The sequence below is a fragment of the Clostridium sp. LIBA-8553 genome, assembly GCF_057782465.1.
The window spans coordinates 162,494-178,803 of sequence record NZ_CM173489.1; the positions used below are offsets into that span (position 1 = coordinate 162,494).

The window sequence follows — 16,310 nt, forward strand, 5'->3', positions numbered from 1 at the left end:
TTTTTTTATTTTAATTTTAAAATAATTTAACAAGGAGCTGATTAAGGTGAGAGAAAGGAAAAAGAGGATGTTTATAACGTCTATGACTGTATTCATAGCAATGTTTATGAATATTTTATCTCCCTCGATGGTCGCATTAGCTGCCACGCCAGGGGTAAATATGAATATTACATCCAACAAAAATACTGTAAAAGATGGAGAACAGGTAGAATTTAAACTAGAGTATAAGATTGTAAATGGGGGGAAGATAAATCCGGGAGATAAAATTATATTTACCTTGCCAGATTGTTTTACCGATATAATACCAGAATATCCACCTGAACATTTTTCGAATATAGAAACTAAAAAAGTAAATGGACAAACTCAGGTTATATTAACCTTCAGTGAGGGTGCAAGTACTGGTATAGGAGGGTATCTAGACATTCTTGCTACTCCTAAAAATATAGAAAAGCCTACAAATGAAAGAGTTACAGTTGAATTTAATGGAACTACTAAATATGTAGATGTAGAAGTTACTCCAGGAGATAATCCGCCAACACCAGATCCTTCGGTCAATGAGGATTTATTAAAGCGTGTAACTAATCCTAGTGGTTATGAAGGGTATGAGGATGGTATCTTAGTTAGTAATATAAATAAGCCAGTGGTCAATAAAATTGTAAACTATAATATTTATTTTAATGGTAAATATAAGGTGATGAATAATGCTGTTTTAAGAGATAATATGCCAGATGGAATGATTTTGAAAACTGATTCAGTAAAAGTATATGAAACACCATATGGTCAACCTGAAAGAGAGGTAACAAGTAAACTCAAAGGTAAAATATGGGCTTATCAAAATTCGCTTGTAATAGATTTTGGAAATACATATTCAGCATATAGGGTAGAATATTCGGCACAAATAACTAAAGATATGCCTTCCTATAAGAATACGGCAACAGTGGGTTCTTTAGAAAGTAATACAATAGTTAAACCAAAAGAAGATTCAACAATGCTAACGAAACGTAGTCTTGATCCAACTACACAAATGGACATAGAATATACTAGCATGAATAGAGAAGTTAGATATGCTTTAGATATTAATCCTAATAACAAGCAGATTAATAATGCTGTATTTACAGATAAATTTCCAGATGGCATGACACTAGTTGATGGTAGTATATCTATAGGTGAAAAGTCTGCTGATGGAACTTTTAAGTGGTTAAATCCCGAAGGATTAGTATCAGTAAAAGACAATACTATGATAATAAATTTTGGAAATACAGATAAGTATTATTATTTGTATTATACATTAAAGGTTGTAGAACCAAATAAAACTTATAATAATAGTGCTAAATTAACTTATGATAATACATCAGCTTCGATAGACAAGTCTGTTCAATATAAAACAAATGCAGGTGCAATAAATGCACAAAAAATAGTAGATAAAGAAACAATTAAAGTTGGAGATAACAACATAGTTAACTATACTATTAATTTTGATTGTTATGGTTTCTTTGACAAGGGATATTTAAAAGTAGTAGATAATTTAGATCCAAGGGTTAAAATCATAGGAGTAGAAACACCTGAGCATTTTAGTTATAAGATAGAGAATAATAAAGTAACTGTTACTAATGATGTAAAAGATGTAGAATATGGAGAAAATCTTAAAGTAAATATAAAAGCAGACTTTAGTAATGTTCCTAACGGAACTACAGTAAAGAATATAGCAAATATAAATGGAACTCCTAGTAATGAAGTAAAGACTAAAAAGGGATTTGCTTTTAAAGCTAAAAAAGTAGATGAGAATACTGGAAATCCACTAAAAGGTGCTGAATTTAAACTTTTAGATAGCAATAAAAATGAATTAACTAATGAAGATGGAACACCTATTGTTTTAACAAGTGATTCAGATGGATATATTACTCATGATATTGATAATGCGGGTACATATTATTTAAGGGAGACTATTGCTCCAAATGGATATAAGTCACCAAATGAGGAGGAACTAAAAGAAGGTAAATATGATACAAGATTTGATGTTAAGGACAGTGATATAGGAACAGTTTTAAATTTACCTGATATAAAAAACTCCATGATTAAGGGTGGAATTAAGATAACAAAGATTGATTCACAAAATAATAATCCATTAGAAGGAGCAGAATTTACGGTTAAAAATTCAGATGGAAAAGTAGTTTCAACAGGAATAACAAACAAAGATGGTATAGTAGAGTTTAATGACTTACCATATGGAAGCTACACTTATGAAGAAACAAAGGCTCCAGAAGGATATGTTTTAGATTCAACGGTAGCAAAATTTGATATAAAGAAAGATAAGGAAGTATTAGAATTTACAGCTAAGAACAATATTATACAGGGTGGAATTAAGATAACAAAAGTCGATTCACAAAATAACAATCCACTAGAAGGAGCAGAGTTCGTAGTTAAAAGCTCAGAAGGAAAAGTGGTTCAAACAGGAACAACAAACAAAGATGGTATAGTAGAGTTTAACAACTTACCATATGGAAATTATACTTACGAAGAAATAAAAGCTCCAGAAGGGTATGTAATAGATCCGACGGCAGTGAATTTCGATATAAGTGAAAATAACAAAGTATTAGAATTTACAGCTAAAAATGATCCAATAGAAGGGAACTTGCAAATAACAAAAGTAGATTCAGAGACAGGAAATACTTTACCAGGAGCTAAGTTTGAAATAAAAGATTCAAATGGTAAGGTAGTACAAACTGTAGTAACTGATGAGCAAGGTATTGCAACAATCTCAGGATTAGGATATGGGAAATATACGTTCCAAGAAATAGAGGCTCCAAAGGGATATGTGCTTAATTCAGAACCGGTACAATTTACTGTAGAAGAGCATGGAAAAACTTTAGAGTTTATAGCTAAAAACAACATGATACAAGGTGGAATTAAGATAACAAAGGTTGATTCACAAAATAACAATACTCTAGAAGGAGCAGAATTTGTTGTTAAGAACTCAGAAGGAAAAGTAGTTCAAACAGGAACAACAAACAAAGATGGTATAGTAGAGTTTAATAACTTACCATATGGAAGTTATACTTACGAGGAAACAAAAGCTCCAGAAGGATATGTTTTAGATTCAACATCAGTGAATTTTGATATAAATGAGAATAACAAGGTATTAGAATTCACAGCTAAGAACAACATGATACAAGGTGGAATTAAGATAACAAAGGTTTGCTCACAAAATAATAATCCACTAGAAGGAGCAGAGTTTGTAGTTAAAAACTCAGATGGAAAAGTAGTTCAAAAAGGAACAACAAACAAAGAAGGTATAGTAGAATTTAATAACTTACCATATGGAAGCTATACTTACGAGGAAACAAAAGCTCCAGAAGGTTATATGTTAGATTCGACAGCAGTGAAATTTGATATAAATGAAAATAATAAAGTGTTAGAATTTACTGCTAAAAATAATATAATTAAAACCTCTGTTGTTATTAAAAAATCAGATGTAGATAATAAAAATAGCTTATTACAAGGAGCAACTTTCAATATAATAGATTTAAGTAACAATAAGATAGTTGATACAGTTACCACAGATGAAAGTGGCAGTGTATCCCTTGAGCTTACACCAGGAAAATATAAAGCTGTTGAGATAAAAGCACCAACAGGTTATTTACTTTCTGGAGAAGAAAAAGAATTTGAGATTAAGTTAGGACAGACTACTCCAATAGATTTAACTTTTTATAATAAAAAAGATCAATGCGAAGTTAATATAACAAAAGTTGATTTAGCTAATGCTAATATAAAGTTAAGTGGAGCCAAATTTAAAATAGTAAATACTTTAAATAACAATGTTGAAGGGATTTTGGTTACAAATGAAGAAGGAATGGCTTCATTAAAATTAGCACCAGGAACATATAAGCTAATAGAAATAGAGTCACCAACAGGATATGTAAATTCTAATATTGAAAAAGAATTTACAATTAAATCAGGGGATAGTACTCCAATAAATATACAAGTAACAAACCAAAAAATAAGCGGTGGAATTAAGATAATAAAGGTTGATTCACAAGATAATAATCTATTAGAAGGAGCAGAGTTTGTTGTTAAAAATTCAGATGGAAAAGTGATTTCAACAGGAACAACAAACAAAGATGGTATAGTAGAGTTTAAAAACTTACCATATGGAAGTTATACTTACGAAGAGATAAAAGCTCCGGAAGGATATGTTTTAGATTCAACATCAGTGAAATTCGATATAAATGAGAATAACAAAGTATTAGAAATTACAGCTAAAAATGATCCAATAGAAGGAAACTTACAAATAACAAAAGTAGATTCAGAGACAGGAGATACTTTACCAGGGGCTAAATTTGAAATAAAAGATTCAAATGGTAAGGTAGTACAAACTGTAGTAACTGATGAGCAAGGTATTGCAACAATTTTAGGATTAGGATATGGACAATATACATTCCAAGAGATAGAGGCTCCAAAGGGCTATGTGCTTAATTCAGAACCGGTACAATTTACTGTAGAAGAGCATGGAAAAACTTTAGAGTTTACAGCTAAAAACAACATGATACAAGGTGGAATTAAGATAACAAAGATTGATTCACAAAATAACAATACTTTAGAAGGAGCAGAATTTGTTGTTAAGAATTCAGATGGAAAAGTAGTTTCAACAGGAATAACAAACAAAGATGGTGTAGTAGAATTTATTAACTTACCATATGGAAGTTATACTTATGAAGAGATAAAAGCTCCGGAAGGATATGTTTTAGATTCAACATCAGTGAAATTCGATATAAATGAGAATAATAAGATATTAGAATTTACAGCTAAAAATGATCTAATAGAAGGGAACTTACAAATAACAAAAGTAGATTCAGAGAAAGGAAATACTTTACCAGGAGCTAAGTTTGAAATAAAAGATTCAAATGATAAGGTAGTACAAACTGTAGTTACTGATGAGCAAGGAGTTGCAACAGTTTCAGGATTAGGATATGGACAATATACGTTCCAAGAGATAGAGGCACCAAAGGGATATGTGCTTAATTCAGAACCAGTACAATTTACTGTACAAGAGCATGGAAAAACATTAGAGTTTATAGCTAAGAACAACATGATACAAGGTGGAATTAAGATAACTAAGGTTGATTCACAAAATAATAATCCACTAGAAGGAGCAGAGTTTGTTGTTAAGAATTCAGATGGAAAAGTAGTTCAGACAGGAACAACAAACAAAGATGGTATAGTAGAGTTTAATAACTTACCATATGGAAGTTATACTTATGAAGAGACAAGAGCTCCGGAAGGATATGTATTAGATTCAACATCAGCGAAATTCGATATAAATGAGAATAACAAAGTATTAGAATTCACAGCTAATAACAACATGATACAAGGTGGAATTAAGATAACAAAGGTTTGCTCACAAAATAATAATCCACTAGAAGGAGCAGAGTTCGTAGTTAAAAGCTCAGAAGGAAAAGTAGTTCAAACAGGAATAACAAACAAAGATGGTGTAGTAGAGTTTAATAATTTACCATATGGAAGTTATACTTACGAGGAAACAAAAGCTCCAGAAGGATATGTTTTAGATTCAACATTAGTGAATTTTGATATAAATGAGAATAACAAAGTATTAGAATTTACAGCTAAAAATGATCCAATAGAAGGAAATCTACAAATAACAAAAGTAGATTCAGAGAAAGGAAATACTTTACCAGGAGCTAAGTTTGAAATAAAAGATTCAAATGGTAAGGTAGTACAAACTGTAGTTACTAATGAGCAAGGCGTTGCAACAATTTCAGGATTAGGATATGGACAATATATATTCCAAGAGATAGAGGCTCCAAAGGGTTATGTGCTTAATTCAGAACCGGTACAATTTACTGTAGAAGAGCATGGAAAAACATTAGAGTTTACAGCTAAGAACAACATGATACAAGGTGGAATTGAGATAACTAAGGTTGATTCACAAAATAATAATCCACTAGAAGGAGCAGAGTTTGTAGTTAAAAATTCAGAAGGAAAAGTGATTTCAACAGGAACAACAAATAAAGATGGTATAGTAGAGTTTAAAAACTTACCATATGGAAGTTATACTTATGAAGAGATAAAAGCTCCGGAAGGATATGTTTTAGATTCAACATCAGTGAAATTCGATATAAATGAGAATAACAAAGTATTAGAATTTACAGCTAAGAACAACATGATACAAGGTGGAATTAAGATAACAAAAGTTGATTCACAAAATAACAATACTCTAGAAGGAGCAGAATTTGTTGTTAAGAACTCAGATGGAAAAGTGATTTCAACAGGAACAACAAATAAAGATGGTATAGTAGAGTTTAAAAACTTACCATATGGAAGTTATACTTATGAAGAGATAAAAGCTCCGGAAGGATATGTTTTAGATTCAACATCAGTGAAATTCGATATAAATGAGAATAACAAAGTATTAGAATTTACAGCTAAAAATGATTCAATAGAAGGGACCTTACAAATAACAAAAGTAGATTCAGAGACAGGAAATACTTTACCAGGAGCTAAGTTTGAAATAAAAGATTCAAATGGTAAGGTAGTACAAATTGTAGTAACTGATGAGCAAGGTGTTGCAACAATCTCAGGATTAGGATATGGACAATATACATTCCAAGAGATAGAGGCTCCAAAGGGCTATGTGCTTAATTCAGAACCGGTACAATTTACTATACAAGAGCATAGAAAAACTTTAGAGTTTACAGCTAAGAACAATATGATACAAGGTGGAATTAAGATAACTAAGGTTGATTCACAAAATAATAATCCACTAGAAGGAGCAGAGTTTGTTGTTAAGAATTCAGATGGAAAAGTAGTTCAGACAGGAATAACAAACAAAGACGGTATAGTAGAGTTTAATAACTTACCATATGGAAGTTATACTTATGAAGAGACAAAAGCTCCTGAAGGATATGTATTAGATCAAACATCAGTTAAGTTTAATATAGTTGAGAATAATAAATTATTAGAGTTTATTGCTAAAAATACTAAAGAAAATAAATCAGAAGATAAAACAGAAATTAGTAATGGCAATAACAATAATAGTAATAACAATAATAATCCAAAAGCTAATAATGATAATAAACAAGAAAATGTAAAAGAGATTCCTAAGACTGGTTCATTCCTATCTGAAAGAAGTGTGTTAATATTAGGCCTTGGATTAATGATAATTAGCTTAGTAGCAGCTATATTAGTAAATAGAAAGAAAGTAAGATAATATAAAACAAATTCTGTTAAAATGAGTTTAAAATTCATTTATAACAGGATTTGTTTTTTTTAACGTTAAAATTTATATATATTTAATTTTGAATTCATATAAAGTTCAAACTAAAGTTTCATTATAAAAGTATTATATTAGAAGTAACTAAATTAAAAAAATCTAACTAATTAAAAATAAATTATTGATATATTTTCATATTTATATAATTTAAGGGGAAAAATAAATATGTATAATATCAATATTATATTAATGAGTAGGAGAAATGATATGAATACTGAATTACAAAAGAAAAGATTAGATTACTTAGATATTGCCAAGGGGATTTTAATAATAAGTGTTGTACTATGCCATGCTCCCTTTGAAAAAGCTTCGTATCTTTATTGGTTCCATATGCCTGCATTCTTTATAATAAGTGGAATGCTTTATAAAAAAGGAATATCTATAAAGGAACAGGCAATAAAATTTTTTGTTCCATACGCAATGTTCTCATTAGTTGATATAAGTTTTAATTATATAATGTATTATCATGGAAACTTTAGTTTTGGTGATTTATTGCATGAAATACTTAAATACGTATATGGCGGGAAGGCAACATGGGGAGTATTTTGGTTTATTCCTGTAATGTTTGTTACTAAAGTAATATTTGATCAGCTAAATAAATTCTTAAAACCTAAACGATTATTTGTAGTATGTGTTTTAAGTTATGTTTTAGCTCATATATATTCAATGAGTTTTATACCATCAAGTGTAACAGAGATAACTAGTAAGCAGTTTGTTTTCTGGAACTTAGATACTGTTTTAATAACATTACCATATTACGCTCTAGGATACTACATAAGCAAAAAAGGTATTCAAAAAATATTTAAATCAGTAATTACACTAATAGCATCTGGAGTAGCTATTGGTATACTATTCAGAATGAATACTAGTATGGGGATTTATTATTATTTAAATATAAAATATTCATTCTACCAAAATCCAATATTTGATTTACTAATCCCTGTAACTATAACAGTATTTATTTTATCTTTAAGTTATCAAATTAGTAAGTTAAAATATAAAAAGTTATTCACCATAATAGGAACAAATTCTCTTATAATAATGTACTTACATAAACAGATTGCAACTTTATTTATGGATATATTTCATTTTGACTATATAATGTTTACTATAATTGGAGTAAGTGTACCATTACTTATGACAGTACTAATAGATAAAAGCTTATTTAGCAAGTTTTTATTTAAAGGCGATTTAACATTATATAGACGTTTTAGAAACTTTAATATAATAAAACCTAAGGACATAATAATTGAGAATAGGTAGGAAATTTAAGCATCTAGTTTTTTTAACTAGGTGCTTTTTATGTAATATTTAATATTTATTAATAATATAATCTTAAAACAAGAAGTATATAATGGGGGGATATATATGCTAAGAAGAGAAAAAGCATGTATTAAAGAGTTTTATCTAAACAATAGAAGAGGTTTAGTGGATATTGATGGATGCATATATTTAGATGGAAGATATGCAGGAATTTTAAAACCCAGTGGAATTATATATATAGAAGGAAAAAGAGGATTTATTAAAAGAAATGGAGAAATTTATTTAGATGGTATATTAATTGGAACTTTAAGTAATTATAATATAGTATATTAGTATTTTAAAAGTTATGAAGTATGTAATTATTTCATAACTTTTTTATGTTTAAAATATTTTAACCTAAAAATTAAAGGTATATAATAGATAGTATAGTTCACAAAATGTTTATAAATAGGTGTGAATGGAGGTGTTACCATGATAGATGAAAGGAAAAACTTCAATAACTATAAAGAAATATCTATATTAATAATGTTAATACCTATGTTATTTATTTTAATAGATACTTTAGGAAGAATGAATTCAAAGATAAATAATAAAAATTTATTTGAATTTATATTTAATAAGATTTTTATATATAGAGAATTAATTGTTAAATTTATATTAGTAATAGCGGTGGTGTTTATTGTATCTAAGATAAAAATAATAAAAGAGAAATTCATTTTAGGAGATTTTAAAATTATAATAGGTTATACAATTTTAGGAACAATAAGCTATAAATTCTTTGGTGGTGAATATGGACTTAATAAATCATTAGATGTATATATTATGTGTATAATTGCTATGATTTTAATTTTATCTGGAATAAGTGATATCATAGCATCTGTAGATAATATTAATATTAATGTTGAGGAAAAAAGTAACTTTGAGAAGTTAGTATATACAAGAGTTAAATATTTAGGAATAACATATTTTATAATTTTTGTAATATTAATATCTATAGAAAATATAAATAGTATAATGTCCAGTAGTATAGTTGTTAATATGGTTAATAATTATAGCCAGCATTATAATACTATAGCTAGAATAATTTCAGTATTAGGTGTATTTATAGCAATAGCATTGGTAGTTATGATAAGAAAGTCATTTTACAATTTAAATTTATGTTATGAAGAATATATTTACATAATAAAACATAAAACTTTTATTGAAGAGATTAAAAAGGATATGGATTTTGTTAATCTTAAGGTTGAATCTAATAAAAAATACTTTAATAATAAGTTTAGAAAGCTTGAAGATAAAAAAGCTCAAGTATTCTTAAAAGGTATATATGAATTATTCAAAGGTAACAAGCATTAATAAAAAAATATATGCTTAGAGGGAAAGGTATGGAAAGTAAAAAAAGTACAAATTTTGATTTTATATTAAAAACAAGCATTGAAGGGTATTATGATTTATTAAAAAATGCTGAAAAAGCATGGGAAACTCATGCAGTTTTAACGTATATAAGCTCGAGAATGGTTATTGAAGATTTGTTAGTTAAACTTGAAGAAAGGTACGGAGTAAGAAGTAAAGAAAAAAAAGAAGTCAATTTCAGAAATATTTTAAATAATCTTAAGGAGCATGTCCCGAGTTGGGTTATAGAATCAGGAGAATACCTAAGGATTAAGGGAGATAAAAGTGCAAATAAAGAAATAGATAGTAATCTGGAAGATGAAAGCAGTACATTGTTAGCACTAAAAAAAGTACATGAAATTTTAATATGGTACTTAAAAAATATAACAAAAGAGATTAGTATAGATGAAGACTATAATTTCATTACTCCAGAAAGCTTAAAAGAAAGTGAATGTGATTTAGCTATAGATAAAAAAGTACTTGAGAATAAGGAAAAATTTATTATAAGTCTAGAAAAACAAATAAAAACAAATAGTAATGATGAGCAAAAACAAGAGGAACTTGATGCCTTATTAAAAAGTGTTAAGGAAGAAAAGAGAGAACTTGCAAAGAAATTAGAAAAAAAAGAATTAGAATTAAAAGAGGTATTAAAGAATTTGAAAGAACTTCAAGGTAGGATTATGGACTATGTTGAAAAAGATGAATCTATTGAAGGAAGCAATAATAAATATCCTGATTTTTATAAAGGATTTATATCTTTACAGGGATATGAGCTTAGAGTTGTTTATGCCTTTTTAAAAAGTTTAAGTTTAGGAAGTATTTTTCTAAATAAATCTAAAAGCATATTTTTAAAATCTCAAAGAAAAGAGTTTATAAAGTTTATTGAGAAAGAAGTTGAAGAGTTAAAAAAATATTCTGATAGTATTTTAAAATTGAAGTTATATTATATTTTATTAAAACTTACCAATACACCTTCAGCTTCAGTGGCAGATAGAGCTACTTTTGATAAGTCTTTAGATAGTATAGTTGAAAAAGCTTATTTTATAATTGAAAAACGTGATGATTTTAATGGGAAAGTAGATAAATTAGAGGCTGTAATTAATTATTATTTAATTGTTATAATGAATAGTCTTTCATCAGAGATAAGTAAGGATGAGGAAAATAAGGATAAGGTTTCAGATATAATCTATGAGGTCTTAAGAACTATACCTTTAGATGAGAGAAAAATAATTTTAAACAAGATGAATTTCACTGATATATCTGAGAATGCAATTAAAGAAAATATAAGATTAAATCAGGTTAAATTCTTAAAAGCTGCTTTAGATTGTGGAATAAGTGAAAGTTCTGAATTTGTTATAAGATCAATATTTTCGATTTATGTAACTTTTCAAAAAGACTTTGATTTTTATGAATTTAGAACTAGACATGATATGTTAAGAGCATATATAGGACCTTTATTATTGGTAATCTTATTAAAGGAATTTAAGATTTCTAGGGAAATCCTAGTTCCTATATTTGTAATGGAAATAAGCATATCAAATAAGATATTAAGAAAAGAAAGAAGAGAAAAAATATATTATAACCAATTAGTTGAGGTTTGGTTAGAAGAAAAAGAAAAGTATGACAAAATACTTTCTGAAAAAAATAACTTAGAAAAAAATCTTAAGGAAGTTAAGGAAGAGAGAGAGTTATTAATTACAAATGAAAGAAAGTTTGTAGCAGAAAAGGATAATACTGAAAATGCTATAAAGGCTCAATGGAATATTTTTAGAGAAAAAGTTTTTGAATCTGAAGAAATAAAAAACTTTGATTCTTATGAGGAATATAGTAGAATTGTTAACCAAAAAAATCTTATAGAGTTGTCAGAGGAACATAGCCTTAAAGATAGAGGCTTTGTTAAAAACTTCTTCTCACTAGACACTTGGAAATATAAATTGAATAAGTTTGAGATAAATAAAAGTATAAAATTGTTAGAAGATAAGCTTATTGAAGAATCTAAAGAGTCTGGAGTCTTTGAAAATGAACTTCTAACTATTAGAGAGCTTGAGGAAATATTAGCTGATAAAGAAAGTGGATTAGAGGACATAAGAATAGATCTTAAAGAAAATATGTTAAAAAGTGAAAAATTAGATAAGTTAATAAGAGATAGTAATAAACTTATGGAAAACTTTAAAGAAGATAATTTTGATTTTGCCCAATAAAAAAAGCTGGTATTTTCATACCAGCTTTAAATTTATAAATAATACTAATTTATATATGTATTTATTATTTCGGACAAATAATTTCTACTTTTGTTACGATTCTCATAAGAGTGAAAAGGATAACCTTATTAGTAGTTGTTGTAGTAATTAGTATTATCTATAAATTTTACTTAATTATAACATAAGATTAGTTATAAAATATAATTTTTTTTACATATAACAAAAATTACTAAAACAAAGTAGTTGTAGCTAATGATAAAATAAATGGAGGAAAACTATGAATAATGAGAAAACTCTTAAAAGAAAAAGATGGAGTTTAATTATAGTATTAATTCTAATAATATTAATTGCTATTTATTTAGCTTTCAGGAAGCATATAATGTATAGTTATTATGTAATGAGAGGAAACAATTCTATCATTGAAAGTGAACAATTAGAGTATTATAATAAAGCCTTAGGTTTTAAATATACGAATGCCGTATTAGATGATATATATGATAGTTTAGAAGGTAATGATAAAGTAAGTGATGAAATTTCAAAAGTAAGCAATCTTAAAGAGAATGATAGAAATAATATAATAATTAAAGTATATCAGGATAAGGCTGAGGAGTCTTTTTCAATGGAGAAATACAATGAATGTGCTTATTATTTGAGACAAGCAGAGAATAATGGATATAATATAAAAGAGTACAAAAATTATAATAAGTTAAAACAATCTTTAGAAGAAAGTGGACAAGATACTTTAGCTAGCGAATATAGAAGTGGAAATTCTAAAGATGCTTATTTTAAGGATGACTCAAAATATAATCAATTAGTTGGCTATATAATCCCAGATAGTTATAGTAGAAAACTTACTAAAGATGAATTAGAAAAATATGATTATGATACATTGGGATTAATTAGAGCAGAAATTCTGGCAAGACATGGTTTTGCTTTCACTGATGATAAGTATAAAAACTATTTTGAGAATAAGGATTGGTATTCAAAAGATGTAACATTTAAGGGGACGAATGCTGAAATCAATGAATATGAGAGATATAACATAGAATTAATAAAAGAAATACAGGATGAAAAATCAAAAAATTAAGAGATATACAATTTAGATAAGTGAGGGATAAAGATGAAAAGATTCCTTATATTAGGAATAATAGGTGTTTTAGTTACGGGTGTAGCTATAGTGGGAGTAGAAGAGTTTGAACATAAGAAATTAAAGAAATTAGAATCTAAAGTTTTTGAAGCTAAAACATATATTAATCATGGCGATTTAGGTAATGCTGAAATTGTGGTTAATATAATAAAAAAAGAGAATGATAAGTTGAAAAATAAAAATATTGAATCAGATATAACAAATATAGAAAATAGTATTGAAATGAGTAAGAGCTTTAATACATATAATTCTGAACCTAAGAAAAACTTAGAAAATTTAAGTGAAGAACAAAAAAATGTAGAGCTACTTAATCTTTATCTAGAGAATAATGAAGTTGCTCCAGATGTACATAGTATTGAAAGTGTGGGAAAAGAGTATTATATAAAATTTAGGAAGGCTAAAAAACTTCCCTATGATGAAAATAAGGAATTCAACAATGAAAAAGGATATATTTTAAAACCCATAAGGTCAACAAAAAGATTTTTTGAAGATACATGTTTAATATTTGATGCAGAAAGACCTTATTATATAAATAATAATACTTATTATAAGTTTACTGAGATACCTGTAAGTAGTTATTTTGGTGATGGAGATAAATCAACTTGGTATTTTGCAGATTTAAGCTTTAATATAATAAGTAAAGAAAACCTAAAGTTCTATATAGATAATAAAGAGGTTTTAGATAGCAATGATATTATCTTAAATGATTATGATTTGACTAACTATATAGAAGATGAATCTTTATATTAATATAATTAAATACACTAAATGTCAATATTTTGAAAAGATGTTGACAAAAGTATCTGAAAACGTTATTATAGAGATAAGATAATCATTTAAGATTTAGTGTGGTAGGATTGATAAAAGCCTAAATTAAATGCATAGCTCGCTGCATTTAGTTTAGGCTTTTTGTTATTTTTAATAAAACTTAACTCAATAGAAAATATTAAATTTTATTTATTTAGATGTACATCCATTTGGGGATATGGAATACTTATATTTTCTTCATCAAATCTTAATTTAACTTGTTCTAATAAATCAAAATAGATTGTCCAATAATCTTCTTGCTTAGACCAAACTCTAACAGTGAAATCAATAGAGCTTGCAGCATGTTGGCTTATACCAACAAAAGCTTTTGGTGTCTTTAGGATTAAATCATTTTTGTTTATAATATCCCAAAGAACATTTTTTACTTTGATTATATCATCATCATAGCCAACGCTAAAAACTAAATCAACTCTTCTAGTATCCTTAGCTGAATAGTTAATAAGACTTCCATTAGCCAGTGTACCATTAGGAATTAATATTTCTTTATTATCTGGAGTTGCTAGATGTGTATAGAAAACAGTTATTTTTTCAACTGTTCCTGAGTAACCAACAGCTTCTATAAAATCACCAACTCTAAATGGTCTTAATAAAAGAATTATTACTCCACCAGCAAAGTTAGATAAACTTCCTTGTAGGGCAAGTCCAACTGCTAAACCAGCAGAAGCTATAAGAGCTGCTAAACCGGCTATATCAAACCCAACATAACTCATTAAAGTTATAACTAAAAGAATTTTTAGAGATATATCAGTAAAAGCCTCCATAAATGATGTTAATGTAGCATCTATATTTCTCTGTCTAAGTATGTTAGCTAAAAGTTTAATTACCTTATTGATAAGTTTCCAACCAATATAAAGTAAGATTAAACTTACTAACAATTTAAATCCATTAGTTGTAATCCAAGTTAAAAGTTTCTCATACATTTGAGTAATATTAAAATTCATCACTAACCCTCCTATTTATCATTACTTTTTATCAAAGCAAAATATATTATAAATATTATTTTAATAAATAGCAACTAGAAACAATGTTTGTTCACAAAAAGTAGATAGTATTTATGGAAAAACCTGAAGAGAAATTTCAATGTTGATATATATGAATTACTTAAGTATTAAATGATAAACTTACAAAACATATATAAAGTATGATTATAAATTAAAAAATAGGGAAGTATACAAAGTGAAAAGACCTCACAAAGACCGATATTTTACGGGCAAAATCATCGGTCAAATGGCATTACTAGGGGAAGAGCTATGGTTAAACCATAGCTCTAATTATTTATAAAAAAATAAGCTAGATAAATCTAGCTTATTTTGAAGAATTGGTTTTGTAGAATATATTAATTAAATGTTTTGCTTTTTTATTTAACGAAATTGATAAAATCTATTTCGTTAGAAATTGCTATGTTATATACATAGGAATTAGAGACTTCATTTAAGAATCTTTCCTTCATTTGATCATCTAATCCAATATTATTAAGTTTATTATGATAATTCATAACAAAGCCTTTCATTTCTGGACCGTCAGTAAGATTATCATACTTATAGTAATTTAATCCATCTTCATCTATTTTATATAAATCTTTTATGATTCCGTAGATTGTTCTTCCACCAAATAAATCAGCAAGATATCTAGTATAAGCATGAGCAACTAAAAGCTCAGGAGAAGTTTCACCTACTTCATTTATTCTACCTACATAAGCTTTTGTAGAAGCTAAAGGTTGAATAGTATTTAATCTCTCTCCTAATAAGAATTTTAAGTCTTTAAGTATTGCTTCAGCACGATAAATTTCAGGAGTTACAAATTCTTTAACTACTTTATTTTCGCTATTTTTTTCTAAATTAGCTTCAATTGCTTTATAAACTTCGTAAAGATTATAAAGATATTCAGCATAGCTTTCTGTAGAAGCTTTGCCCTCTAATAATCTTTTTAAGAAACCTGTTTTTTCAGCTACAGTATGTAAATCGTTACTATTATTTTTTATATCAATCATGAATGAATTCATAACAATCACCTCGTAAATTCTATTTAAGGTTCTATAAGATATTAGGTAAAATACCTCAATAAGTTGTAGCAACCTTTTCTATGGTTTTAATATACTCTTTAGGAGAAATGGTATCAAATATATTGTTTTGCGAATTGTGTTCATAAAATAATAATTTTTATATAATTTGATAATAAAATATGTATTTCTTTA

The 16,310-nt window shown here is 27.2% G+C and carries 9 protein-coding genes; 7 read left to right on the plus strand and 2 right to left on the minus strand.

Annotation, left to right across the window (positions count from 1 at the left end; genetic code table 11):
* Positions 1-46: 46 nt before the first annotated feature.
* From AC2JAQ_RS00675 to AC2JAQ_RS00705, 7 genes are all read left to right on the plus strand, one after another.
* Positions 47-7,225: a SpaA isopeptide-forming pilin-related protein gene (locus AC2JAQ_RS00675; RefSeq protein ID WP_488457423.1), complete on the plus strand. Its 7,179-nt coding sequence runs from the start codon at positions 47-49 to the stop codon at positions 7,223-7,225.
* 270 nt (positions 7,226-7,495) lie between these two features.
* Complete coding sequence (locus AC2JAQ_RS00680) at positions 7,496-8,551, plus strand: acyltransferase family protein (RefSeq protein ID WP_488457424.1); 1,056 nt, start codon at positions 7,496-7,498, stop codon at positions 8,549-8,551.
* Between the two features lie 105 nt (positions 8,552-8,656).
* Positions 8,657-8,884 (plus strand): hypothetical protein, encoded by a 228-nt coding sequence (locus AC2JAQ_RS00685; RefSeq protein WP_423240145.1) that lies wholly within the window; start codon positions 8,657-8,659, stop codon positions 8,882-8,884.
* 138 nt (positions 8,885-9,022) lie between these two features.
* Positions 9,023-9,904: a hypothetical protein gene (locus AC2JAQ_RS00690; protein WP_488457425.1), complete on the plus strand. Its 882-nt coding sequence runs from the start codon at positions 9,023-9,025 to the stop codon at positions 9,902-9,904.
* Positions 9,905-9,933: 29 nt separating this feature from the next.
* Complete coding sequence (locus AC2JAQ_RS00695; protein ID WP_488457426.1) at positions 9,934-12,141, plus strand: hypothetical protein; 2,208 nt, start codon at positions 9,934-9,936, stop codon at positions 12,139-12,141.
* A gap of 277 nt (positions 12,142-12,418) precedes the next feature.
* The gene (locus AC2JAQ_RS00700) at positions 12,419-13,228 is read left to right on the plus strand and encodes a YARHG domain-containing protein (protein WP_488457427.1); all 810 of its coding nucleotides are present in this window, start codon (positions 12,419-12,421) and stop codon (positions 13,226-13,228) included.
* A gap of 33 nt (positions 13,229-13,261) precedes the next feature.
* Positions 13,262-14,038 carry a hypothetical protein gene (locus AC2JAQ_RS00705; RefSeq protein ID WP_488457428.1) on the plus strand — a complete coding sequence of 259 codons (777 nt, stop codon included), beginning with the start codon at positions 13,262-13,264 and terminating at the stop codon, positions 14,036-14,038.
* Between the two features lie 203 nt (positions 14,039-14,241).
* Here AC2JAQ_RS00705 and AC2JAQ_RS00710 read toward each other — a convergent pair whose 3' ends face one another.
* Positions 14,242-15,057 carry a mechanosensitive ion channel family protein gene (locus AC2JAQ_RS00710; protein ID WP_488457429.1) on the minus strand — a complete coding sequence of 272 codons (816 nt, stop codon included), beginning with the start codon at positions 15,055-15,057 and terminating at the stop codon, positions 14,242-14,244.
* A 416-nt stretch (positions 15,058-15,473) separates the two neighbouring features.
* Positions 15,474-16,118 (minus strand): biliverdin-producing heme oxygenase, encoded by a 645-nt coding sequence (locus tag AC2JAQ_RS00715; protein ID WP_488457430.1) that lies wholly within the window; start codon positions 16,116-16,118, stop codon positions 15,474-15,476.
* Positions 16,119-16,310: the final 192 nt, after the last annotated feature.

What these genes read in the sequence shown, in the direction of transcription:
- AC2JAQ_RS00705 (WP_488457428.1), top strand. Translation starts at nt 13,262, where the DNA reads ATGAAAAGATTCCTTATATTAGGAATAATAGGTGTTTTAGTTACGGGT.
- AC2JAQ_RS00690 (WP_488457425.1), top strand. Translation starts at nt 9,023, where the DNA reads ATGATAGATGAAAGGAAAAACTTCAATAACTATAAAGAAATATCTATA.
- AC2JAQ_RS00695 (WP_488457426.1), top strand. Translation starts at nt 9,934, where the DNA reads ATGGAAAGTAAAAAAAGTACAAATTTTGATTTTATATTAAAAACAAGC.
- AC2JAQ_RS00685 (WP_423240145.1), top strand. Translation starts at nt 8,657, where the DNA reads ATGCTAAGAAGAGAAAAAGCATGTATTAAAGAGTTTTATCTAAACAAT.
- AC2JAQ_RS00715 (WP_488457430.1), bottom strand. Translation starts at nt 16,118, where the DNA reads ATGAATTCATTCATGATTGATATAAAAAATAATAGTAACGATTTACAT.
- AC2JAQ_RS00680 (WP_488457424.1), top strand. Translation starts at nt 7,496, where the DNA reads ATGAATACTGAATTACAAAAGAAAAGATTAGATTACTTAGATATTGCC.
- AC2JAQ_RS00710 (WP_488457429.1), bottom strand. Translation starts at nt 15,057, where the DNA reads ATGAATTTTAATATTACTCAAATGTATGAGAAACTTTTAACTTGGATT.
- AC2JAQ_RS00700 (WP_488457427.1), top strand. Translation starts at nt 12,419, where the DNA reads ATGAATAATGAGAAAACTCTTAAAAGAAAAAGATGGAGTTTAATTATA.